Raw genomic sequence first — 22,781 nt, 5'->3', positions numbered from 1 at the left:
AATGAGCGTAAAAAAAGAAAGAGTAGATGTACTATTAGTAGAGCGAGGACTTATAGAAACGCGTGAGAAAGCAAAGCGCGCCATTATGGCCGGACTCGTATATGCGAATGAGATGAGACTTGATAAGCCAGGAGAGAAAATCTCGCAAGATACTGAGATTACGGTGAAGGGACAAGTTATGCCGTATGTAAGTCGTGGTGGTTATAAACTTGAAAAGGCAGTAGAGACATTTCATCTTGATTTACAAGATAAAGTTATGATAGATATTGGTTCATCAACTGGTGGCTTTACAGATTGCGCGCTTCAAAATGGAGCGAAATTATCTTATGCATTAGATGTAGGATACAATCAACTAGCGTGGAAATTACGTCAAGATGAGCGTGTTGTTGTAATGGAACGAACAAACTTCCGTTACGTGACACCAGCAGACTTAGAACGTGGTTTACCTCAATTTGCAAGTATTGATGTTTCATTTATATCATTAAAGCTTATACTGCCAGTTTTAAAAACAATGCTTATGCCTAACGGAGATGTAGCAGCGTTAATTAAACCGCAGTTTGAAGCTGGAAGAGAGCAAGTTGGGAAAAAAGGTATCGTTCGCGATAGAAAAGTACATGAAGCTGTTGTAGAAATGATTGTCGAGTTTGCTTTAAAAGAAGGCTATGATGTGGAAGGTTTAACATTCTCACCAATTACGGGTGGGGATGGTAATATTGAATTTTTAATTCATCTGAAATGGCATGGTGAACGTGAGAATGGCGAAAATCATTCTCCGATTTCTATAGAGCAAGTTGTTACAGAAGCGCATGAAGTTCTAAAACAAAAAGGGAAAGGGGAATAACATATGTTGTTCCTCTTTTTGCTGTAATTGTATAATGATTGTAAAAACAATTGTGTACAAGAAACGAATTATAAGTTAACATAAATAAGTGAAGTATACCAATGTTTAAACTATGGTAAGAGATAGTGTGAGGTGCAAATGTATGAATAAAGGTCAGCGCCATATTAAAATCAGGGAAATTATTGCAAACAAAGAAATTGAAACACAAGATGAATTAGTTGATATTTTACGTAATGAGGGATTTAATGTAACGCAAGCAACAGTATCGCGCGATATTAAAGAACTGCACTTAGTGAAGGTGCCATTACATGATGGGCGCTATAAATATAGCTTGCCAGCAGATCAACGATTTAACCCGTTACAAAAATTAAAACGAAATCTAGTGGATTCATTTGTAAAATTAGACACGGCAGGACATATGCTTGTGCTAAAAACATTGCCTGGTAACGCTCATTCACTTGGAGCACTTATTGATCATTTAGAGTGGGATGAGATCATCGGAACCATCTGTGGTGATGATACTTGCTTAATTATTTGCCGTACACCTGACGATACAGGTGTTGTCTCTGATCGTTTCTTAAATATGTTGTAACAAAAAATCTTGTTTGCTTTCCATCGTAAAGTGGAAAGTGAACAAGATATTTTTATTGGTTAAAAATATGAATTTTCAATTGTAATATAATATTTTGTTTGCATAAAGTTAGAAAATAGATGGATTGACCCGTAAAACAAATGTTTGGTACAATGAAGCGGGTTAGAAGAGTATATACATACAAATATATAGCATGATTATTTGAATGAAGAACTGAGAAAATCCTTTAGTAAGGGATTATTTTATAACGAGGTGAATGGGGCATTGTTATCGGAATTATCGATTAGAAACTTTGCTATTATTGAAGCATTAAATATTTCTTTTCAAAAAGGTTTAACGGTTTTAAGCGGTGAAACAGGGGCCGGAAAATCGATTATTATTGATGCAATTAGTTTACTTGTAGGTGGCCGTGGGTCAGCAGAATTTGTTCGATATGGAACAGAAAAGGCTGAGATTGAAGGGCTATTTTATGTTGAAGATGAGAAGCATCCATGTATTGAAAAGGCAGAAGAGTTAGATATAGAAATAGAAGATGGCATGATTATTTTAAAGCGTGATATTGCTGCGAACGGGAAGAGTGTATGTCGTGTAAATGGGAAGCTTGTTACACTTAGCATATTAAAAGAAATTGGGAAAACACTTGTTGATATTCATGGACAGCACGAAACGCAAGATTTAATGAATGAAGAACGACATCTGTTTATGCTTGATCACTTTGATGGGGATCGAATCGTTAAACAATTAGACATATATCAAAACGTATACGCTGACTATGAAAAATTAAAAAAACAATTGAAATCGTTAAGTGAAAATGAGCAACAAATGGCACATCGCTTAGATTTAATTCAATTTCAGCATGAAGAAATTCGCAAGGCGGATTTAAAGATGGATGAAGAAAATGAATTAACTGAGGAACGATTGCAAATTTCTAATTTTGAAAAGATTTATAAAGCGTTAGGTGATGCATATCGTTCGTTAAGTGCCGACGGACAAGGGTTAGATAATGTAAGAAGTGCAATGGGGCAAATGGAAAGTATTACACATTTAGATGAAGTGTATCAGGAAAATCATGATTCAATTGCAAATAGCTATTACTTATTAGAAGAGGTTGCCTATCAACTGAGAGAAAAGCTCGATATGATGGAATATGATCCAAATCGTTTAGATGAAATCGAAACACGTTTGAATGAAATTCGTATGCTAAAGAGAAAATATGGAAATACTGTAGAAGAGATTTTAGCGTATGCTGATAAAATTGAACAGGAAATTTTTACGATTGAAAATAAAGACGTTCATATTGAAACGACGAAGAAACAGTTGAAGGAATTAGAAAGTGTTATTCTGAAAGAAGCAACGTTGTTAAGTAATATGCGTCATGAACTTGCAGAACACCTTACAAATGCAATTCATCAGGAATTAAAAGAATTATATATGGAAAAAACGAAATTTGAAGTGAGAATTATGAAGAGAGAAGGAAATGCAGAAGAGCCCCTTGTGGAAGGTGCGCCGGTAAGACTTACGGCGGATGGTTACGATCATGTGGAATTTTATATTTCAACGAACCCAGGAGAGCCGCTAAAACCACTTTCAAAGGTTGCTTCTGGCGGAGAGTTATCTCGTATCATTTTAGCTTTAAAAAGCATTTTTTCTAAGCATCAAGGAGTTGCATCTGTTATTTTTGATGAAGTGGATACGGGTGTAAGTGGCCGGGTCGCGCAGGCTATTGCGGAAAAAATTTATCGAGTATCAGTAAACTCGCAAGTACTTTGTATTACGCACTTACCTCAAGTAGCTTCAATGGCAGATTCACATTTATTTATTCGAAAACAAGTAGCGAATGATCGGACAATTACATCAGTTACTGTTTTAACTATGGAGGATAAAGTAACAGAAATAGCTCGAATGATTTCTGGTGTGGAAATCACAGATTTAACGACGGAGCATGCGAAAGAATTACTTACGCAAGCACATCATTTTAAACAGACAGCAGAGGCTATCCAGTAATGGATAGCTTTTTTTCTCAAATGACGATTTCTTAATTCTTCCGGTTATAAATAAAGCACTGCAAGGAGAGATTAAAAAGTGAAGCCAAGAGGCTGAATGTGGGGTAGGAGCGAGGAGAGTGAACAAGTTGAAATTAGAAAAATTTCGAAAAATAATAGGTCTTTGTCTCCTTGTTTCTTTAGTTTTTATTGGATGTTTTAAACCGCTTCGAACGTTTATTTCATCACCGAAACAACTTGTTGTTTTTGAAGGACAACAATCAGAAATATCATCATTACCAGTTTTCAAAGCTTCATCCACAAATCGTCATGTATTTACAGTGAGTTCGAATGAACAAAAACAAGGACTTATGGTAAATTCTCATCAAAATGGTGAAGCTGATATGGTATTTCAGCTTGCTGGTTTTCCAGTGAAAAAAGTAAATGTGAAAGTGTTAAAAGATTTTAAAGTGATTCCAGGTGGACAATCAATTGGTGTGAAATTAAATACAAAAGGTGTACTTGTTGTAGGCCATCATTTAATTCAAACTGAAAAAGGTAAAATATCTCCTGGTGAAATAGCAGGTGTACAAATTGGAGATATGATTACTGAAATTAATGGTAAAACAATTGAAAGAATGAGTGATGTAGCACCGTTTATTCATAATAGTGGAGAAACAGGTGAACCGCTTAATCTTGTATTGTTAAGAGATGGAAAATATATTCGTACGAAGCTAACTCCACAAAAAGACAACGGTGAATCGTCTTATCGAATTGGCTTGTATATCCGTGATTCGGCAGCTGGAATTGGAACGATGACATTTGTTCATCCAGATTCTATGAAATATGGGGCACTTGGTCATGTTATTTCTGATAATGATACGAAAAAGCCGATTCAAGTCGAAGATGGACAAATTATGCGCTCGACAGTTACATCAATTGAAAGAGGTAGTCATGGGAATCCAGGGGAGAAATTAGCAAGATTCTCACCAGACCGTGAAGTGATTGGCAATATTACAATTAATAGTCCATATGGTATTTTTGGAAAATTAAATACGAATATGAAAAACGGTATAATGGATAAAGCGATGCCTATCGCATTATCTCATCAAGTAAAAGAAGGACCGGCAAAAATATTAACAGTTATTGATCAAGATAAAGTAGAAGCGTTTGATATTGAAGTTGTTAGTACAGTGCAACAAAAATTCCCAGCCACAAAGGGTATGGTAATAAAAGTAACAGATAAACGTCTATTAGCGAAAACGGGCGGTATCGTACAGGGAATGAGTGGAAGTCCAATTGTACAAAATGGAAAAGTAATTGGTGCTGTTACACACGTATTTGTAAATGATCCAACATCAGGATATGGTGTTCATATTGAATGGATGTTACATCAAGCTGGAATTAATATTTATGATCAAGAGAAAAAAGCGAGCTAATATATATTATTAGCTCGCTTTTTCTGTTGAAAAATTCGTTGAAATTTTGTAAAAGCTCCGCAAGAGGTGTTTTTTGTTGTAAAATAAAAGGAAAGGGTTGAACGTTTCGTTGTATTTCTATGATGGAATGTGTTGCGAAAGGGAATAAATGAACGATAAACATATTTTTTTGTGATTTTATCGGAAAGTAAGAAACTTTAAAAGGGAATTTTCACACAATTGTCGAACAATTCATGTAGCCTAGAAGGATACACATGTCGGAGAATCGATTCGGTAAGGGAGGAAAAGCTGTGGAGAAAATTAAAGTATGTCTTGTGGATGATAATAAAGAATTAGTATCAATGTTAGAGAGCTATGTAGCCGCTCAAGATGATATGGAAGTAATCGGTACTGCTTATAATGGTCAAGAGTGTTTAAACTTATTAACAGATAAGCAACCTGATGTACTCGTTTTAGACATTATTATGCCACACTTAGATGGTTTAGCTGTATTGGAAAAAATGCGACATATTGAAAGGTTAAAACAGCCTAGCGTAATTATGTTGACAGCATTCGGGCAAGAAGATGTGACGAAAAAAGCAGTTGACTTAGGTGCCTCATATTTCATATTAAAACCATTTGATATGGAGAATTTAACGAGTCATATTCGTCAAGTGAGTGGTAAAGCAAACGCTATGATTAAGCGTCCACTACCATCATTCCGATCAGCAACAACAGTAGATGGAAAACCGAAAAACTTAGATGCGAGTATTACGAGTATCATTCATGAAATTGGTGTACCCGCTCATATTAAAGGATATATGTATTTACGAGAAGCAATCTCCATGGTATACAATGATATCGAATTATTAGGATCGATTACGAAAGTATTGTATCCAGATATCGCAAAGAAATATAATACCACAGCAAGCCGTGTGGAGCGCGCAATTCGTCACGCAATTGAAGTAGCTTGGAGCCGTGGGAATATTGATTCTATTTCGTCCTTATTCGGTTATACAGTATCCATGTCAAAAGCAAAACCTACGAACTCTGAGTTTATCGCAATGGTTGCGGATAAGCTGAGACTTGAACATAAAGCTAGTTGAGAGTAAAAGTAGTAAGGGATTTAAGCTTTAGTAAAGCTTAATAATTCTTGAAATTGATACTCGATATCAAATTTAAAGCCAATAAACTTTTTAATGAAAGACCAATGAATGCTATAATTCGTTGGTCTTTTTATTTTGTTGAGAAAAAGAGATTATTTGATAGTGTGGAAAATAAAACCTATTTTCAGTAATATTACATGTAAGTGAGTTTTTTATAAGGCAATAAAATAGATATAGATAGGGAGAAGGGGAATGGAAAATAAAATTTCAACTTGGCTAGGAATAGTAGCAGCTATGGGAGTTCTTGCTATTGCAGTTACATTTGGAATGTTAGAACTTGCAGATAATCCAGTAGATAAAGAAGTGAGCGCTCAAATAGATAAAAAAGAAGACCAAACAATAGTAGGTAGAGAGGTGGATGGGGTCTTTGTTGATGTGTATGTTACTGAAAATTCTACTGAAAGCGAAGTCATTACAGCGATGCATCGCATGACTCATCAAAAAGTGGTGGCAGAACGAAAATCGGGCTCTATCCCAATGATTCAAAGTAATGCTAAAAAATTAAAAGAAATTATAAATAAGAGTAGCTTTACGAAGAAAAATGAACTTTTAGCAATTGCTGATAGATGGGCGAAAAAAGATTTTAGTAAAATTGTAGAAGATCACAATTATTTCTCGGATGCTCAAGAAGATAGCGTTTGTAAAGTAACTAGAGCAATGGATGCGTTAGAAGAGCAACATTATATTTTAACTACATTCGGGGAGGGAAAAGCGAAAGAACTATACGAATCAGGGGATGCTCCGCACGTTCAATAAAAAATAATATAAAGGGCTTCTAGTTTTTTTATGATCGTGTTTTTAGAACGCAATGGGGACTTATAAATAAATAGTCTGCTTTCTTTATGACGTGTAACAAAAAAAGAAAAGATGTGATTCATTATTAAATGATGAAGGAACGGCTAAATCACATCGTAGTACATCTGTTAAAGGATTTTAGTAGGAAAGGCATCCGTGATATAATAGAAAATAATAAAAAGTCCTGCAAAACAGGACTGTATTATTCTTCGTCTTTATTTTGTTTTTCTAATTCAACTAGCTTTTGAATTAAAATGTGCTGCGGCATATGCATGAGTTGTTCAAGTGGAACACCTAGTGCTTTTGATAAGCGGACTGCAGTATCTGGAGAGATTTGTAATGGTCTCATAGAAGTACCTCCTTTTTCGTATAGTATAGCATAAGATTGGGGGAGTGAGGATGACTCTTATATTTGCACATCGTGGTGCGGCTGGAACGTACCCAGAAAATACAATGATTTCATTTGAAGCGGCTGAGTCTTTTAGAGCGGATGGAATTGAACTTGATGTTCAATTAACGAAAGATGGAAAAGTTGTCGTCATTCATGATGAAACGGTGGACCGGACAACAAATGGAAAAGGCGCGGTTCGGAATTATGTATATGAGGACTTATGCAAGTTAGATGCAAGTTATAAATTTGGTGATAAAGTAGGTTTTTGTAAAATACCACTTTTAGAAGAGGTATTAGAATGGCTTGAACAAACGAGTTTGCTACTTAATATTGAACTTAAAAATAATAAAATTCCATACAGAGGTTTAGAGGAAGAAGTTATAACGCTTGTGCGGAAATTTAGTCTAGAGGATCGTGTTATATTTTCTTCGTTTAATCACTACAGTATGAAACGGTGCCATATGATGGCTCCTGATATTCAAACAGCAATTTTATATCGCGAAGGTTTGCATAGTCCGTGGGCATACGCGAAAAAAATGGGGGCTACAGCAGTACATCCGAATTATCGTTACCTTCAAGATGCTATTGCCGAACTAACGATGGAAAGTGGTGTAGAGGTTCGCCCTTATACAATTAATGAAGAAACGCTTATGCGTAAATATTTTGATATGAATATATCGGCGATTATTACTGATTACCCTGAAACGGCAAGAACGTTAATGCCAATAAAAAAATGAGACCGCGTGTAACGGTCTCATTTTTTTATTTATAAATAGTGGGGCATTCCTATCTTCTAAAGCGAGCTTGTACTTTATTTCGTTTACGGTCTCGGTGCAAGACGAAGCCACCGAAGATATAAAACCCGAGCCCGAAGCAGAGAGCGCCGATTAAAAATTGTAACCACAGTATAGAGATTGGTGGAAATAGAATCCCGAATACAGTATCTCTCATTAACTTTATACCAAACACAGCTAATGAAATAGGGATGAGTGCTAATAGTAGAGCAACGTAACGCTGCATACATAACGCTCCTTTTCAGATTATTTCGTATATTTTAATGATGTTATAGGGAAAGGGGGTTTGTCAAGAGGGTGCTGAACGAGTAAGATAAAAGTGTGAAAAAATTTGCAGAGTTACTTCGAGAGGAAGTGGGATATATGAAACAAAAAGTATTAATTGTTGGTGCAGGTGAAGGCGGGAGCGCACTGCTGAATCTGTTACAAAGTTCGAATATATTTCAAATTATAGGGATTATTGATATAAATCCGTTGGCAAAAGGACTACAAATTGCTAAGGAATACGGGATTGCAATTGGAGAAAGTGTAACTCCATTTCTTTCTATGCATATCGATGTAATATTTGATATGACAGGTGAAGATGATGTGCATAAGGTTTTATTGGAAAAAAAGAAAAAAGACACTCTTCTTATACCAGGTGATATCGCAAAAATTGTTACAGGATTAGCGCATGAGAAGGAAGGGCTAATTGGGCGATTAGAGGAACAAACGCAACAAGGAGAATTAATTTTAAATTCTACACATGATGGCATGATCGTAATTGATCGAGAGGGACAAGTTCGTCTTTTTAATAAAAGTGCAGAGCGTATTATCGGATATAAAAAAGAAGAGGCGATAGGAAAATATATTTTAGAAGTCATTCCAACTAGTAAATTACTTCGCATTATACGTACGAAACAAATAGAAGTAAATTATGAACTAACATTAGAGAATGGAAAGAAAATTATTACAACGCGTATACCGATATTAAAAGAGGGCGGAGAGGTACAAGGGGCATTTGCAATTTTTAAAGATATAACAGAAGTTGTAGATTTAGCGGAAGAAGTTACAGATTTAAAGGAAATTCAAACACTATTAGAGGCAATTATTAACTCATCTGAAGAAGCAATTTCGGTTGTGGATGAAAAAGGAAGAGGTTTAGTCATTAACCCGGCATATACGAAATTAACGGGTTTAACAGAAGAAGATATTATTGGGAAGCCTGCTACAACTGATATTGTAGAAGGCGAAAGTATGCATATGAAAGTACTTCGAACGCGTCGTGCGGTGCGCGGAATACATATGAAGATTGGGCAAAAAAAGCGCGATGTAATTGTAAACGTGGCACCAGTCATTGTGGATGGAATATTGAAAGGAAGCGTCGGCGTTATCCGTGACGTGTCGGAAATTCAAAAGTTAACAAATGAATTGAATAGAGCAAGGCAAATTATTCGCACATTAGAAGCGAAATATTCATTTGATGATATTGTCGGGAATTCAGATGAAACAACGGCAGCTATCGAACAGGCGAAGCTAGGAGCAAATACACCAGCAACAGTACTGTTACGCGGTGAATCTGGGACTGGTAAAGAATTGTTTGCACATGCAATCCATAATGGAAGTAATCGAAAATACAATAAGTTCGTCCGTGTAAACTGTGCGGCCATTTCGGAGACGTTGTTAGAAAGTGAATTATTTGGTTATGAGGAAGGGGCGTTTTCTGGAGCGAAAAGAGGCGGGAAACGTGGGTTCTTTGAGGAAGCAAATAACGGTAGTATTTTTTTAGATGAAATAGGGGAGTTATCTGCAAATACACAAGCGAAACTCCTTCGTGTACTGCAGGAAAAAGAAATTGTAAAAGTTGGTGGAACGAAAGCGATACCTATTAATGTTCGAGTAATTGCAGCGACGCATGTGAATTTAGAAAAGGCTATTCTAGAAGGGAAGTTTAGGGAGGATTTATATTATCGATTAAATAAAATCCCAATTCAAATTCCATCTCTTCGTCAACGTAAAGGAGATATACCGACAATTGCGGACAGATTGATTCAAAAAATTAATCAAGATTACGGTCGTAATGTAGAAGGGCTCACTGATTCAGCCATTTTATATTTACAATCATACGAATGGCCAGGGAATGTGAGGGAACTTGAAAATATTCTGGGAAGAGCTATTATCTTTATGAATTATAACGAGACCTATATTGATGTACACCATTTACCGCCATTACATAACGAAGAGCAGGTGGAGTCAAAGCAATCTCATTTATTACCTGAATTAGAAGAAAAGCCACTTGAACATTTAGTGACAGAGTTTGAAGGGAATATTATTCATGAATATTTGGAGAGATTTGATGGGAATAAAACGCAAACTGCAAAAGCGTTAGGAATTTCCGTTCGAAATTTATATTACAAGCTAGAAAAGTATGACCATGCAAAAAATAGCATGCAATAAATTGCGTACCGTGCAATTTATTGCATGGTATACAAAAAGCGACAAAATAAGACAGAATCTTTTGTTATTTTCCAAAGTATTGATTTTACTGCATTTTGAATGCGTTTTCATTATTGGTAAGACCACTTTTAAAAGTTGGCACGGTATTTGCTTTATAAATAGACGAGGGACGACGGAAAGGGTTGATTACAAAATATGAAGTTAGAATACTTAATTGATCAAGCAGCAGGGCAGCCTAAAAAAACTGTAGCTGTAGCAGTAGCTGAAGATCATGAAGTAATTGAAGCTGTAGCGAAAGCAATTAAATTACAGTTAGCTCAATTTCGTCTATATGGAAATCAAGAAAAAATAATGGGGATGCTACAAGAACATGGTTTACAAACTTCAGAACATGTTGAAGTGATTGCAGCAATGTCTAGTGCAGAGGCTGCAGAACTTTCTGTTAAAGCTGTGAGAAATGGTGAAGCAGACGTGCTTATGAAGGGGAACATCCCAACAGCGAATATTTTGAAGGCTGTGTTAAACAAAGAGTGGGGCCTACGTAAAGGTAGCGTACTTTCACATGTAGCAGCATTTGAAGTTCCAAATTACGATCGTCTTATTTTCGTTACAGATGCAGCGATGAACATCGCACCTGATGTAACACAAAAAGCTGCTATTATACAAAATACTGTAGAAGTTGCCCGGGCAATAGGAATCGACTTGCCAAAAGTGGCACCAATTGCAGCAGTAGAAGTTGTGAATCCAGCGATGCAGGCGACAATTGATGCAGCGATGTTAACACAAATGAATCGCCGCGGACAAATTAAAGATTGTATCGTTGATGGACCACTTGCTTTAGATAATGCAGTATCACAAATTGCAGCAGAGCATAAAGGCATAGTAAGTGATGTAGCAGGTAAGGCAGATATTTTACTCGTCCCAACGATTGAAGCTGGAAATGTGCTATATAAATCACTCGTATACTTTGCGGATGCAAAAGTAGGAGCAATGATTGCTGGCGCAAAAGCACCGATTGTTTTAACATCTCGTGCTGATTCAGCAGAAACAAAAGTATATTCATTAGCATTGGCAGTTGCGACTGCTTCAAAATAAACCAAAAAGGGTAAAACATTAGGGGGAAACGACAATGACATTAGAAATCTTCGAATACTTAGAAAAATATGATTATGAGCAAGTAGTATTTTGTCAAGATAAAGAATCTGGTTTAAAAGCAATTATTGCAATTCATGATACAACACTTGGACCGGCTCTTGGTGGAACAAGAATGTGGACATATGATTCTGAAGAAGCGGCGATTGAAGATGCATTGCGTCTTGCAAAAGGGATGACATACAAAAACGCAGCAGCTGGTTTAAACTTAGGTGGTGCGAAAACAGTAATTATCGGTGATCCTCGTAAAGATAAGAGCGAAGCAATGTTCCGTGCACTAGGACGTTATATCCAAGGACTAAACGGACGTTACATTACAGCTGAAGATGTTGGTACAACAGTAGATGATATGGATATTATCCATGAAGAAACTGACTTTGTAACAGGTATCTCACCATCATTCGGTTCTTCTGGTAACCCATCTCCGGTAACTGCATACGGTGTTTACCGTGGTATGAAAGCAGCTGCAAAAGAAGCTTTCGGTACTGACAATTTAGAAGGAAAAGTAATTGCTGTTCAAGGCGTTGGTAACGTAGCATATCACCTATGCAAACATTTACACGCTGAAGGAGCAAAATTAATTGTTACAGATATTAATAAAGAAGCTGTACAACGTGCTGTAGAAGAATTCGGTGCATCAGCAGTTGAACCAAATGAAATTTACGGTGTTGAATGCGATATTTACGCACCATGTGCACTAGGCGCAACAGTTAATGATGAAACTATTCCACAACTTAAAGCAAAAGTAATCGCAGGTTCTGCAAATAACCAATTAAAAGAAGATCGTCATGGTGACATCATTCATGAAATGGGTATTGTATACGCACCAGATTATGTAATTAATGCAGGTGGCGTAATTAACGTAGCAGACGAATTATATGGATACAATAGAGAACGTGCACTAAAACGTGTTGAGTCTATTTATGACACGATTGCAAAAGTAATCGAAATTTCAAAACGCGATGGCATAGCAACTTATGTAGCGGCAGATCGTCTAGCTGAAGAGCGCATTGCAAGCTTGAAGAATTCTCGTAGCACTTACTTACGCAACGGTCACGATATTATTAGCCGTCGCTAATCATTCATATATAACTTTTACAAAAGGTGTGGTTACCTCTTATGAGGTTTCCACTTCCTTTTGAATTTATTAGTGGAGGTAGCAACATTGTCTGTAAATCGAATTCTTGTTATTAACCCAGGTAGTACATCCACAAAAATTGGTGTTTTTGATAATGAAAGACCCGTTCTAGAAGAAACGATTCGTCATGACGTAGAACAGATTGGAAAATATAAGAGAATTATCGACCAATATGAGTTTCGAAAAGAAACGATTTTAGAAGTTCTACATTCTCATGGTATTAACATTTCAAAATTAAACGCTGTTTGTGGGCGTGGTGGATTACTTCGTCCAATCGAAGGCGGTACGTATACAGTAAACGATGCGATGTTAGAAGATTTGAAAAATGGCTTTAGCGGTCATCACGCTTCAAACCTTGGAGGCATTTTAGCATATGAAATTGCTTCTGGATTAAACATTCCTGCATTCATTGTAGATCCTGTCGTTGTAGATGAGATGGAGCCGGTTGCTCGTATAAGTGGCATTGCTGGTATGGAACGCAAAAGTATCTTCCATGCATTAAATCAAAAAGCAGTTGCTCGTAAAGTAGCTGAACAGTTAAATCACAAATACGAGGATTTAAATTTATTAGTTACACATATGGGTGGCGGTATTACAGTTGGTGCTCATAAAAAAGGAAGAGTAATCGATGTGAATAACGGTTTAAACGGAGAAGGACCATTTAGTCCAGAGCGCGCTGGTACAGTACCAGTAGGGCAACTAGTAGAAATGTGTTTCTCTGGTGAGTATTACCGTGATGAAATGATTAAAAAACTTGTCGGACAAGGTGGACTTGTAAGTTTAATCGGTACAAATGATGCGATTAAAGTAGAGCAAATGGTTGAAAAAGGTGATCCTGAAGCAACTCTTATTTATAAAGCAATGGCATATCAAGTTGCAAAAGAGATTGGCGGAGCTAGCGCTGTACTTCACGGGAAAATCGATGCAATCGTATTAACTGGTGGACTGGCATACAGTAAAATTCTTGTCGATGAAATAAAAGAGCGAGTGGACTGGATTGCAGATGTTATCGTACATCCAGGCGAAGATGAGTTAGAAGCGTTAGCAGAAGGAGCACTTCGTGTATTACGTGAAGAAGAAGCTCCAAAAGAATACGTTGTACGTGAAAAAGAAACGGTAGCTAGGGGTTGAGATAATGGCAAAAGAATATGATTTAGTCATCGTTGGCGGCGGTACTGGTGGATATGTTGCTGCAATTCGTGCATCACAACTAGGGTTAAAAACTGCACTAGTCGAAAAAGAAAATCTTGGTGGTACTTGTTTACACAAAGGATGTATTCCTAGTAAAGCTCTTTTACGTAGTGCGGAAGTATATGCAACTGCTAAAAAAAGCGAAGAGTTCGGAGTTATTGCAAGCAATGTAGAACTAAACTTTGCGAAAGTACAAGAGCGTAAAGAGAAGATAGTAACGCAGCTTCATAAAGGCGTTCAACATTTAATGAAACAAGGTAAAATTGATGTGTTTGAAGGTATTGGCCGTATTCTTGGCCCATCTATTTTCTCTCCGATGCCAGGGACAATTTCAGTTGAACTTGCAAGTGGAGAAGAGAATGAAATGTTAATTCCAAAAAATGTACTTATTGCAACAGGTTCTCGTCCAAATTCATTACCAGGTTTAGAATTAGACGGAGAGTACGTAATGTCTTCAGATCATGCTCTAAAAATGGAAACGCTTCCTAGTTCGATTATTATCGTTGGTGGCGGTGTAATCGGTATTGAGTGGGCATCTATGCTTGCTGACTTCGGTGTAGAAGTTACAGTATTAGAGTATGCGAAAACGATATTACCACTAGAAGATCAAGACGTTTCAAAAGAAATGCAACGTCTATTCAAGAAAAAAGGTATTAAAGTGGTAACTGGTGCAAAAGTATTACCAGAAACATTGGTAAAAGATAATGGAGTAACAATCCAAGCTGAACACAACGGTGAAAATAAAGAATTTAAAGCAGAAAAAATGCTTGTATCTGTAGGAAGACAAGCGAATACGCAAAATATTGGCTTAGAGAACACAGATATCGTTGTGGAAAAAGGATACATTCAAACAAATGAGTTTTATCAAACGAAAGAATCGCATATTTACGCAATTGGAGATGTAATCGGTGGCCTGCAACTTGCTCACGTTGCTTCTCATGAAGGAATTGCTGCAGTAGAACATATTGCAGGGAAAGAAGTTACACCAATTGATTACTCTATGGTATCAAAATGCGTATATAGCAGTCCAGAAGTTGCTTCTGTCGGTTTAACAGAACAAGAAGCAAAAGAAAAAGGCTATAAGTTAAAAGTAGGTAAGTTCTCATTCCGCGCAATCGGAAAAGCACTTGTATACGGAGAATCAGATGGTTTCGTAAAACTTGTAGTTGATGAAGAGACAAATGACATTCTTGGTGTTCATATGATTGGACCACATGTAACAGATATGATTTCTGAAGCTGGTCTTGCAAGAGTACTTGATGCAACACCTTGGGAAGTAGCACATACAATTCATCCGCATCCATCATTATCTGAGGCGATTGGTGAAGCTGCACTTGCTGTAGATGGAAGAGCGTTACACGCATAAAAATGTGGATTTAGGAGGTTATGAAAAATGGCAGAAGTAAAAGAAAAGCGCCATGAAGAGCTTGGCTTAAGTGATGAGCAAGTATTAGAAATGTTCCGTACGATGTTACTTGCACGTAAAATCGACGAACGTATGTGGTTATTAAACCGTGCTGGTAAAATTCCATTCGTAATTTCTTGTCAAGGACAAGAGGCTGCACAAGTTGGAGCGGCGTTCGCTCTTGATAGAGAGAAAGATTATGCATTACCATACTACCGTGATATGGGTGTTGTACTAGCATTTGGTATGACAGCTAAAGAGCTTATGTTGTCTGCTTTCGCGAAAGCTGGAGATCCAAACTCTGGTGGTCGTCAAATGCCTGGTCACTTCGGTCAAAAGAAAAATCGTATTGTTACAGGTTCATCTCCAGTAACAACGCAAGTACCACATGCAGTTGGTATTGCATTAGCTGGAAAAATGGAGAAGAAAGATTTAGTAACGTTCGTTACATTTGGAGAAGGTTCTTCAAACCAAGGTGACTTCCATGAAGGGGCAAACTTTGCTGGTGTACACAAACTACCTGTTATTTTTATGTGTGAAAATAACAAATATGCAATCTCTATTCCAGTTGAAAAACAATTAGCATGTAAAAACGTATCAGATCGTGCAATTGGTTATGGTATGCCTGGATATACAATAGACGGAAACGATCCGCTTGCAGTATATAAAGCTGTAAAAGAAGCAGCAGATCGCGGTCGTCGTGGTGAAGGCCCAACTTTAATTGAAACAGTATCATATCGTTTAACAGCACATTCTAGTGACGATGATGATCGTGTTTATCGTGATAAAGAAGAAGTAGAAGAAGCAAAGAAAAAAGATTCAATTATAACATTCGCGGCTTATTTAAAAGAAGCTGGTGTATTAACTGAGGAATCGGAAAAACAAATGTTAGACGAAATTATGCATATCGTAAATGAAGCAACAGAATATGCAGAAAATGCTCCGTATGCAGCACCTGAAGATGCATTGAAGCACGTATACGCAGAATAGGGGGGAACGTTTCATGGCTGTAATGTCTTATATTGATGCTATTACATTAGCAATGCGCGAAGAAATGGAACGCGATGAGAAAGTATTCGTTTTAGGAGAAGATGTTGGTAAAAAAGGTGGCGTGTTTAAAGCGACACACGGTTTGTATGATCAATTTGGTGAAGATCGTGCGCTTGATGCACCGCTTGCAGAATCTGCAATTGCTGGGGTAGCAATTGGTGCGGCAATGTATGGTATGCGTCCAATCGCTGAAATGCAGTTTGCTGATTTCATCATGCCAGCAGTAAACCAAATTGTTTCTGAGGCAGCAAAAATTCGTTATCGTTCTAATAATGATTGGACTTGTCCAGTTACAATTCGTGCACCATTTGGCGGGGGTGTTCACGGTGCATTGTATCATTCACAATCTGTAGAAGCGATGTTTGCAAACCAACCAGGTTTAAAAATCGTTATCCCTTCTACACCATATGATGCAAAAGGCTTATTAAAAGCAGCCATTCGTGATGAAGATCCAGTATTATTCTTCGAACATAAACGTGCATATCGTTTAATTAAAGGTGAAGTACCAGAGGATGACTACGTATTACCAATCGGAAAAGCAGATGTAAAACGTGAAGGTGATGATATTACAGTTATCACGTACGGATTATGTGTTCATTTTGCTCTTCAAGCGGCTGAAAAGTTAGCACAAGATGGCATCTCTGCACACATTCTTGATTTACGTACTGTATATCCATTAGATAAAGAAGCAATCATTGAAGCAGCTTCTAAAACAGGTAAAGTTCTTCTTGTAACAGAAGACAATAAAGAAGGAAGCATTATGAGTGAAGTGGCAGCAATTATCGCTGAAAACTGTCTATTTGATTTAGATGCGCCAATCGCACGTCTTGCAGGTCCAGACGTTCCAGCAATGCCATATGCACCAACAATGGAAAAATTCTTTATGGTAAATCCAGATAAAGTTGAAAAAGCAATGCGTGAACTTGCGGAATTTTAATCGGGGGGACTATACATGGCTGTAGAAAATATTACAATGCCTCAGCTCGGGGAGAGCGTTACAGAGGGCACAATTAGTAAATGGCTCGTTAATGTTGGCGATCACGTAAATAAGTATGATCCGCTTGCAGAAGTAATGACTGATAAAGTAAATGCTGAAGTACCATCTTCTTTCACGGGTGTTGTGAAAGAGTTAATCGCTGGTGAAGGTGATACGTTAGCTGTAGGTGAAGTAGTTTGTGTGATTCAAGTAGAAGGCGCAGATGAAGTAGCAGCAACAGCTGTTGAGGAAAAAACTAAAGAAGAATCAAAGGCAGAAGTAGCTACGTCTGAAAAAGCACCGAAAGTAAAACAACCAATTGATGGAAAACCACGTTTTTCACCAGCTGTGTTAAAGCTTGCGGGTGAGCATAACGTTGATTTAGATCTAGTAGAAGGTACGGGAGCAAACGGCCGTATCACTCGTAAAGATATTTTAAAGCTAGTGGAATCTGGAAATATCCCACAAGCAGGTGCGGCGAAGAAAGAGGAAGCTGTAGCGGCAGTAGTAGAAGCTCGCCCAGAAGCACCAAAAGCAGCACCAGTAGCGCAAAAAGTAGAAGCTGCGAAACCAGTTTCTGTACCTACAATGCCTGGAGATATCGAAATTCCAGTAACAGGTGTGCGTAAAGCAATCGCAGCAAACATGTTACGTAGTAAACACGAAGCACCACATGCTTGGATGATGATTGAAGTAGATGTGACAAACCTTGTGTCATACCGTAACTCAATTAAAGGTGACTTTAAGAAGCGTGAAGGCTTTAACTTAACGTTCTTTGCTTTCTTCGTAAAAGCAGTAGCACAAGCGTTAAAAGAGTATCCTCAAATTAATTCAATGTGGGCTGGCGATAAAATTGTTCAGAAGAAAGATATTAACCTTTCTATCGCTGTTGCAACAGAGGAAGAACTATTTGTACCAGTAATTAAGCAAGCGGACGAGAAAACAATTAAAGGTATCGCTCGTGAAATTACAGAACTTGCAGGAAAAGTACGTACGAAATCGTTAAAAGCAGACGAAATGCAAGGTGGAACATTTACAATTAATAACACAGGATCATTCGGTTCTGTTCAATCTATGGGTATTATTAATTACCCACAAGCGGCTATTTTACAAGTTGAATCAATTGTAAAGCGCCCAGTAATTATGGATAACGGTATGTTCGGTGCTCGTGATATGGTTAACTTATGTTTATCACTTGATCACCGAGTACTTGATGGTTTAATTTGTGGTAAGTTCTTAGGGCGTGTTAAAGAAATTTTAGAAAACATGTCAGAAAATAATACATCTGTATATTAATAAAAAGCTCGCTTATGCGAGCTTTTTATTATCTTATTTCTTCATCTACATCCTACTATATGTATAAATACCTTTCCCAGTAATCTTACAATAAATGATTATGTATTAGGAATTTACGAAAATACATTGCTGATATATGGTATATGGATATAAAATAAGAAAAGAATAATTTTTTTGGCAAATCTTACTGATGAAACTGTAGTATAATATATTGTATTGTATGAAAAAGAGAGTTATTCTATATAAGTGTTTTATAGATAATGTGTAATCAGTCGTCAAAACATGAAGAATGTTGACTCCTGGTTTTTTATTTTTGCCGTAACAATGTTTCAGGAGGATGTCATGAAAAGAAGTACCGAGTTTCTAAAAAGTTTAGATGTAAAATTAATTTTAATTTTGTGTGCACTATGTGTGACGAGTATAGCTGCTATATATAGCAGTCAGCAAACTGGCCAATATGGGGCGGAGAATTTTGCTTTGAAACAAGGTATTAACTACATAATTGGAATTGTAATGTTACTTCTTGTTGCAAGTGTTGATTCAGATCAGCTACAAAAATTATCATGGCCATTGTATATTGCAACGTTTTTGTCAATTATTCTACTAAAAATATTACCGGTTTCAACCTTTACACCGGAGATACTAGGAGCAAAAAGATGGTTTAGATTTCCACTAATTGGATCTATTCAGCCGTCAGAGTTTTTCAAAATTGCACTGGTTATGTTAGTAGCAAATTTAGCCGTAAAGCATAATGCACAGCATATGGTTCGAACATTTAAAACAGACTTAATATTAGTAGGAAAGATTATGCTAGTATCTATTCCTCCTACGGCAATTGTATATAGCCAACCGGATACAGGTATGGTGTTCTTATATGCTGCTGCTATTGCATGTATTTTATTTATGTCAGGTATTCAGAAGAAATTGATAGCAATATGCACAGTTATTCCGGTGACGATATTATCTGTGTTAATGTTTATTTACTTTAAGTATCAGGATTTTTTCTATAATAATTTAGTTACATTACTAAAACCTCACCAACAGTCACGTATTTTAGGTTGGTTGGACCCATTTGAACATACAGATCAAGGCTATCAAACACAGCAATCGATTCTAGCTGTAGGTAGTGGAGGTATGGAAGGTAAAGGATACGGTGGAGGAAGCGTCTATATCCCAGAGAAGCATACTGACTTTATTTTCGCTACAATTGCCGAAGAAGGTGGATTTATCGTAGCAGCGTTAGTTGTCTTCTTGTTCCTGTTGCTACTATATCGAACAATTATTATTGGTTATTCCGCTGATAATTTATTTGGTACATTATTATGCGCTGGATCTATCGGTATATTAACAGTTCAAATATTCCAAAACATCGGTATGATCGTTGGGTTAATGCCTGTAAAAGGTATTGCATTACCTTTCTTATCGTATGGGGGAAGTTCCTTATTCTCAAATATGATTATGATGGGGCTCATATTATCGGTACGGAAAACGTATAAAAAATATATGTTTTCAGTTAAGTAAAAAAAGCTGGTTCGTTTTTAAACGAACCAGCTTTTTTACATATATGCTCATAAACGTTGCAAACTAAAACAGGATAGCAGTTTGAGACGGGTAAGGAGTGCAAAGTGATGCATATGCATATTTTTGAAGGAGCACGACATCTTTCTAATAGTGAATGGGTTATTCGGGCTATTATAGCATACATATTTTTAATATTAGTTGCGAAAGCGATGGGGCAAAGGTCTATCGCACAACTTCGTTTTTTAGATGTTGTATTAGTGTTATTGCTTGGTGGGAATATTTCTAACGCATTGTCTGATGAAAAAGTAGGGTTACTGGGATCGATGATTACAACGTTCATACTTGTTGTACTTCATATTATAAGCTCAGTTTTAATGCTGAAATGGGATAGATGGAGACGTTTTTTAGAGCCTGCACCTATTATTCTTATACACAATGGTTCCATTAATTTTAGCAATTTGAAAAAGGCGAGAATTACCTTGGAATATTTGTTTTCGGAACTTCGTATGCGAAATGTGAGCGATATTCAAACGATTAAATTAGCATTATGGGAAGCAAACGGTGTCGTTTCTATATTTCGGTATCCAGAATATGAAGCAGTTTCGCGGCTTGATCTTAAAGTGGCGGGAAAAAAATCTCCAGTTTCTTTTGTATTAGTAAAGGATGGGAGGATACAGAAAGATGTTCTTGCATTATTAGGAAAAACAGAAGCGTGGGCGAGAGAATTTCTAGAGGAGAGTACAGAAGTCGAATCTATTATGTTAGCTACAGTAGATGAATCACATAAAATAAATATTTTGTTAAAAAAATGAAAAATATACGCATTTTGTCGTTTCGTACATATGATACAATAGTGTGGACAACGAAAAAGGAGGCGATACGGTGGGATATGTAGAAGAATTACGAAAAATAGTTGGTCATCGCCCTTTAATTTTAGTTGGTGCTGTTGTACTCGTTATAAATGAAAATGGATATGTTTTATTGCAGCAGCGGACAGAGCCGTACGGAAAATGGGGGCTACCTGGCGGGCTAATGGAGCTTAGTGAATCACCAGAAGAAACAGCTTATCGTGAAGTATATGAAGAGACAGGAATAAAAGTGAAGAACTTGCGACTAATCAATGTATTTTCTGGAGCGAACTACTTTACAAAATTAGAAAACGGTGATGAATTTCAATCTGTAACAACCGCCTATTATACGGATGAATACGAAGGGGATTTTGTTATGAATAAAGAAGAAGCAGTTCAGCTTAAATTCTTTTCAGTAACAGAACTACCTGACTATATTGTAGGATCGCATAAAAAAATGATTGCTGAATATATGAAGATTATGGAAAAAAAGATATAATAATAGTGAAAGAAATACAAAAACACAGCTCTGGTTGGTAGTCCAGACGCATGATTTCATGTCAGTAACCTTCCCCTCCGGGATGTCCCGTATTTCTAATCTTTTAAAGGAGGGGCTGTCAATGGATTTGACAGTATATCACGATGGCCAATTTTTTGTTGGAATCATTACATGTAAAGAAAAAGGGAAATTGTATGGGGCGAGGTATATTTTTGGGGCGGAACCGTCAGATGAAGAAGTGCTTATGTTTGTGAATGGTTCACTTTTAGAGCATTTTCAGCACTTTGCAAAATGTGGTGTAGAAGTTAAAGAAAAACAGCGTCCTAAAAACATAAAGCGTATCATACGACAAGCAGCAAAAGAAACAACTATTAAACGTTTTACTAAGGCGCAAGAGGCGATTAGTTTATCTTATGAATTGCATAAACAAGAAAAGAAACTGCAGTCTAAAGAGAAGCGAGAAGCTGAAAAAGAAAGAAGACGTTTAATGAAAGTACAAAAAGCAAAGCAAAAACATCGTGGTCATTAAAGAAAAGGTGTTAGAGCAAGAGCTCTAACACCTTTTCTATACTTAAATACAAGTAAACTTACTTGTATTTCATAAACATTAACTGGTAAGATACAAATAGGTAGTTTTAGAGGAGGGAAAAGAGTGATTAATTTTAACTTTTTTATGAATGATGTTGTCCGCCAAGCGCGTGAAGAGATTGTCTCTGCTGGATATACAGAATTGACGACGCCGGAAGCGGTAGAAGAAGCGTTTAAAAGAAATGGAACAACACTTGTAATGGTAAACTCTGTATGTGGTTGTGCAGGTGGTATTGCTCGTCCTGCTGCTGCGCATTCCGTACATTATGATAAACGTCCTAACCACCTTGTAACGGTGTTTGCAGGTCAAGATAAAGAAGCGACAGCAAGAGCGCGTGAATATTTCGAAGGGTACCCACCTTCTTCTCCATCATTTGCTTTATTAAAAGATGGAAAAATTGTAACGATGGTAGAGCGTCATGAAATTGAAGGTCATGAACCGATGCAAGTTATTGCGAAACTACAATCATATTTCGAAGAGAGTTGTGAAGAACTATAAAAAATAAGAGAAAAGGCGGCACGTCCACAATCAAGTGGATGTGCCGCCTTTTTTATTTATTATTAAAATTTCTGAGATATGCATAGTTATGTTATTTTATGCATCATTTTATACATAACAAACAGCGTTTGTATTGTTTATTTATTTATTTTTATTTTATATATTGCATAAAAATAAAAGTGCTGATACAATACAAACATCGA

22 protein-coding genes are annotated in these 22,781 nt (G+C 36.8%); 20 read left to right on the top strand and 2 right to left on the bottom strand.

Annotated features, from left to right (window positions below):
• The first annotated feature begins 1 nt into the window (after position 1).
• From V6946_RS22260 to V6946_RS22235, 6 genes are all read left to right on the top strand, one after another.
• Positions 2-841, top strand: a complete 840-nt coding sequence (locus V6946_RS22260) for a TlyA family RNA methyltransferase (RefSeq protein WP_006921516.1) — start codon at positions 2-4, stop codon at positions 839-841.
• Between the two features lie 142 nt (positions 842-983).
• Positions 984-1,433, top strand: coding sequence for an arginine repressor ArgR (gene argR, locus V6946_RS22255; protein ID WP_001032580.1), 450 nt, complete (start codon positions 984-986; stop codon positions 1,431-1,433).
• Between the two features lie 264 nt (positions 1,434-1,697).
• Positions 1,698-3,437: a DNA repair protein RecN gene (gene recN / locus V6946_RS22250; RefSeq protein WP_000947767.1), complete on the top strand. Its 1,740-nt coding sequence runs from the start codon at positions 1,698-1,700 to the stop codon at positions 3,435-3,437.
• 118 nt (positions 3,438-3,555) lie between these two features.
• Entirely contained in the window at positions 3,556-4,854 is a 1,299-nt protein-coding gene (gene spoIVB / locus V6946_RS22245) for a SpoIVB peptidase (RefSeq protein WP_002024767.1), read from the top strand.
• Positions 4,855-5,144: 290 nt separating this feature from the next.
• Entirely contained in the window at positions 5,145-5,939 is a 795-nt protein-coding gene (gene spo0A / locus V6946_RS22240; protein WP_011110369.1) for a sporulation transcription factor Spo0A, read from the top strand.
• Positions 5,940-6,191: 252 nt separating this feature from the next.
• Positions 6,192-6,755: a PRK06770 family protein gene (locus V6946_RS22235; RefSeq protein WP_000428230.1), complete on the top strand. Its 564-nt coding sequence runs from the start codon at positions 6,192-6,194 to the stop codon at positions 6,753-6,755.
• A gap of 241 nt (positions 6,756-6,996) precedes the next feature.
• Here V6946_RS22235 and V6946_RS22230 read toward each other — a convergent pair whose 3' ends face one another.
• A complete protein-coding gene (locus V6946_RS22230; RefSeq protein ID WP_001247671.1) occupies positions 6,997-7,143 on the bottom strand; it encodes a YycC family protein in 147 nt (48 codons plus the stop codon).
• A 50-nt stretch (positions 7,144-7,193) separates the two neighbouring features.
• Between V6946_RS22230 and V6946_RS22225 the strand changes: the two genes are divergently transcribed.
• Positions 7,194-7,922 carry a glycerophosphodiester phosphodiesterase gene (locus V6946_RS22225; protein ID WP_000172583.1) on the top strand — a complete coding sequence of 243 codons (729 nt, stop codon included), beginning with the start codon at positions 7,194-7,196 and terminating at the stop codon, positions 7,920-7,922.
• A gap of 49 nt (positions 7,923-7,971) precedes the next feature.
• Here the strand turns inward: V6946_RS22225 and V6946_RS22220 are convergent, their stop codons facing one another.
• On the bottom strand, positions 7,972-8,205 hold the full coding sequence (locus V6946_RS22220; protein WP_001190211.1) for a DUF2627 domain-containing protein: 234 nt from the start codon (positions 8,203-8,205) through the stop codon (positions 7,972-7,974).
• Between the two features lie 137 nt (positions 8,206-8,342).
• Here V6946_RS22220 and V6946_RS22215 point away from each other — a divergent pair, with 137 nt between their 5' ends.
• From V6946_RS22215 to V6946_RS22155, 13 genes are all read left to right on the top strand, one after another.
• Entirely contained in the window at positions 8,343-10,415 is a 2,073-nt protein-coding gene (locus tag V6946_RS22215) for a sigma-54-dependent Fis family transcriptional regulator (RefSeq protein ID WP_033666632.1), read from the top strand.
• A gap of 195 nt (positions 10,416-10,610) precedes the next feature.
• Entirely contained in the window at positions 10,611-11,510 is a 900-nt protein-coding gene (yqiS, locus tag V6946_RS22210; RefSeq protein ID WP_000764677.1) for a phosphate butyryltransferase, read from the top strand.
• 34 nt (positions 11,511-11,544) lie between these two features.
• A complete protein-coding gene (locus V6946_RS22205; RefSeq protein ID WP_000171355.1) occupies positions 11,545-12,645 on the top strand; it encodes a leucine dehydrogenase in 1,101 nt (366 codons plus the stop codon).
• A gap of 87 nt (positions 12,646-12,732) precedes the next feature.
• Positions 12,733-13,836 carry a butyrate kinase gene (gene buk, locus V6946_RS22200; protein WP_000115781.1) on the top strand — a complete coding sequence of 368 codons (1,104 nt, stop codon included), beginning with the start codon at positions 12,733-12,735 and terminating at the stop codon, positions 13,834-13,836.
• A gap of 4 nt (positions 13,837-13,840) precedes the next feature.
• On the top strand, positions 13,841-15,262 hold the full coding sequence (gene lpdA, locus V6946_RS22195) for a dihydrolipoyl dehydrogenase (protein WP_001051289.1): 1,422 nt from the start codon (positions 13,841-13,843) through the stop codon (positions 15,260-15,262).
• 27 nt (positions 15,263-15,289) lie between these two features.
• Positions 15,290-16,291: a 3-methyl-2-oxobutanoate dehydrogenase subunit alpha gene (gene bfmBAA / locus V6946_RS22190; RefSeq protein ID WP_000852551.1), complete on the top strand. Its 1,002-nt coding sequence runs from the start codon at positions 15,290-15,292 to the stop codon at positions 16,289-16,291.
• Between the two features lie 13 nt (positions 16,292-16,304).
• Positions 16,305-17,288 carry a 3-methyl-2-oxobutanoate dehydrogenase subunit beta gene (bfmBAB, locus tag V6946_RS22185; RefSeq protein WP_000290071.1) on the top strand — a complete coding sequence of 328 codons (984 nt, stop codon included), beginning with the start codon at positions 16,305-16,307 and terminating at the stop codon, positions 17,286-17,288.
• 15 nt (positions 17,289-17,303) lie between these two features.
• Positions 17,304-18,623, top strand: coding sequence for a dihydrolipoamide acetyltransferase family protein (locus V6946_RS22180; protein ID WP_197228503.1), 1,320 nt, complete (start codon positions 17,304-17,306; stop codon positions 18,621-18,623).
• A 342-nt stretch (positions 18,624-18,965) separates the two neighbouring features.
• Positions 18,966-20,144, top strand: a complete 1,179-nt coding sequence (locus V6946_RS22175; RefSeq protein ID WP_000831183.1) for an FtsW/RodA/SpoVE family cell cycle protein — start codon at positions 18,966-18,968, stop codon at positions 20,142-20,144.
• A 107-nt stretch (positions 20,145-20,251) separates the two neighbouring features.
• Positions 20,252-20,956: a DUF421 domain-containing protein gene (locus V6946_RS22170; RefSeq protein ID WP_000550964.1), complete on the top strand. Its 705-nt coding sequence runs from the start codon at positions 20,252-20,254 to the stop codon at positions 20,954-20,956.
• A gap of 70 nt (positions 20,957-21,026) precedes the next feature.
• The gene (locus tag V6946_RS22165) at positions 21,027-21,491 is read left to right on the top strand and encodes an NUDIX hydrolase (RefSeq protein ID WP_000542555.1); all 465 of its coding nucleotides are present in this window, start codon (positions 21,027-21,029) and stop codon (positions 21,489-21,491) included.
• A 121-nt stretch (positions 21,492-21,612) separates the two neighbouring features.
• Positions 21,613-22,020, top strand: coding sequence for a YjdF family protein (locus tag V6946_RS22160; RefSeq protein WP_000366585.1), 408 nt, complete (start codon positions 21,613-21,615; stop codon positions 22,018-22,020).
• A 144-nt stretch (positions 22,021-22,164) separates the two neighbouring features.
• Complete coding sequence (locus V6946_RS22155; protein WP_002024761.1) at positions 22,165-22,578, top strand: BrxA/BrxB family bacilliredoxin; 414 nt, start codon at positions 22,165-22,167, stop codon at positions 22,576-22,578.
• The last annotated feature ends 203 nt before the right edge of the window (positions 22,579-22,781 follow it).

Source organism: Bacillus sp. PPSBB_2 (assembly GCF_045291115.1).
Classification (GTDB): domain Bacteria; phylum Bacillota; class Bacilli; order Bacillales; family Bacillaceae_G; genus Bacillus_A; species Bacillus_A cereus.
Note: the sequence above shows the minus strand (reverse complement) of the source record. Positions and strands in the feature narration are given on the sequence as shown.

Coding starts and splice junctions, on each gene's coding strand:
- V6946_RS22260 (WP_006921516.1), top strand. CDS start 2: ATGAGCGTAAAAAAAGAAAGAGTAGATGTACTATTAGTAGAGCGAGGA.
- argR (WP_001032580.1), top strand. CDS start 984: ATGAATAAAGGTCAGCGCCATATTAAAATCAGGGAAATTATTGCAAAC.
- V6946_RS22235 (WP_000428230.1), top strand. CDS start 6,192: ATGGAAAATAAAATTTCAACTTGGCTAGGAATAGTAGCAGCTATGGGA.
- V6946_RS22230 (WP_001247671.1), bottom strand. CDS start 7,143: ATGAGACCATTACAAATCTCTCCAGATACTGCAGTCCGCTTATCAAAA.
- V6946_RS22225 (WP_000172583.1), top strand. CDS start 7,194: ATGACTCTTATATTTGCACATCGTGGTGCGGCTGGAACGTACCCAGAA.
- V6946_RS22220 (WP_001190211.1), bottom strand. CDS start 8,205: ATGCAGCGTTACGTTGCTCTACTATTAGCACTCATCCCTATTTCATTA.
- V6946_RS22215 (WP_033666632.1), top strand. CDS start 8,343: ATGAAACAAAAAGTATTAATTGTTGGTGCAGGTGAAGGCGGGAGCGCA.
- yqiS (WP_000764677.1), top strand. CDS start 10,611: ATGAAGTTAGAATACTTAATTGATCAAGCAGCAGGGCAGCCTAAAAAA.
- V6946_RS22205 (WP_000171355.1), top strand. CDS start 11,545: ATGACATTAGAAATCTTCGAATACTTAGAAAAATATGATTATGAGCAA.
- lpdA (WP_001051289.1), top strand. CDS start 13,841: ATGGCAAAAGAATATGATTTAGTCATCGTTGGCGGCGGTACTGGTGGA.
- bfmBAA (WP_000852551.1), top strand. CDS start 15,290: ATGGCAGAAGTAAAAGAAAAGCGCCATGAAGAGCTTGGCTTAAGTGAT.
- bfmBAB (WP_000290071.1), top strand. CDS start 16,305: ATGGCTGTAATGTCTTATATTGATGCTATTACATTAGCAATGCGCGAA.
- V6946_RS22180 (WP_197228503.1), top strand. CDS start 17,304: ATGGCTGTAGAAAATATTACAATGCCTCAGCTCGGGGAGAGCGTTACA.
- V6946_RS22175 (WP_000831183.1), top strand. CDS start 18,966: ATGAAAAGAAGTACCGAGTTTCTAAAAAGTTTAGATGTAAAATTAATT.
- V6946_RS22170 (WP_000550964.1), top strand. CDS start 20,252: ATGCATATGCATATTTTTGAAGGAGCACGACATCTTTCTAATAGTGAA.
- V6946_RS22160 (WP_000366585.1), top strand. CDS start 21,613: ATGGATTTGACAGTATATCACGATGGCCAATTTTTTGTTGGAATCATT.
- V6946_RS22155 (WP_002024761.1), top strand. CDS start 22,165: ATGAATGATGTTGTCCGCCAAGCGCGTGAAGAGATTGTCTCTGCTGGA.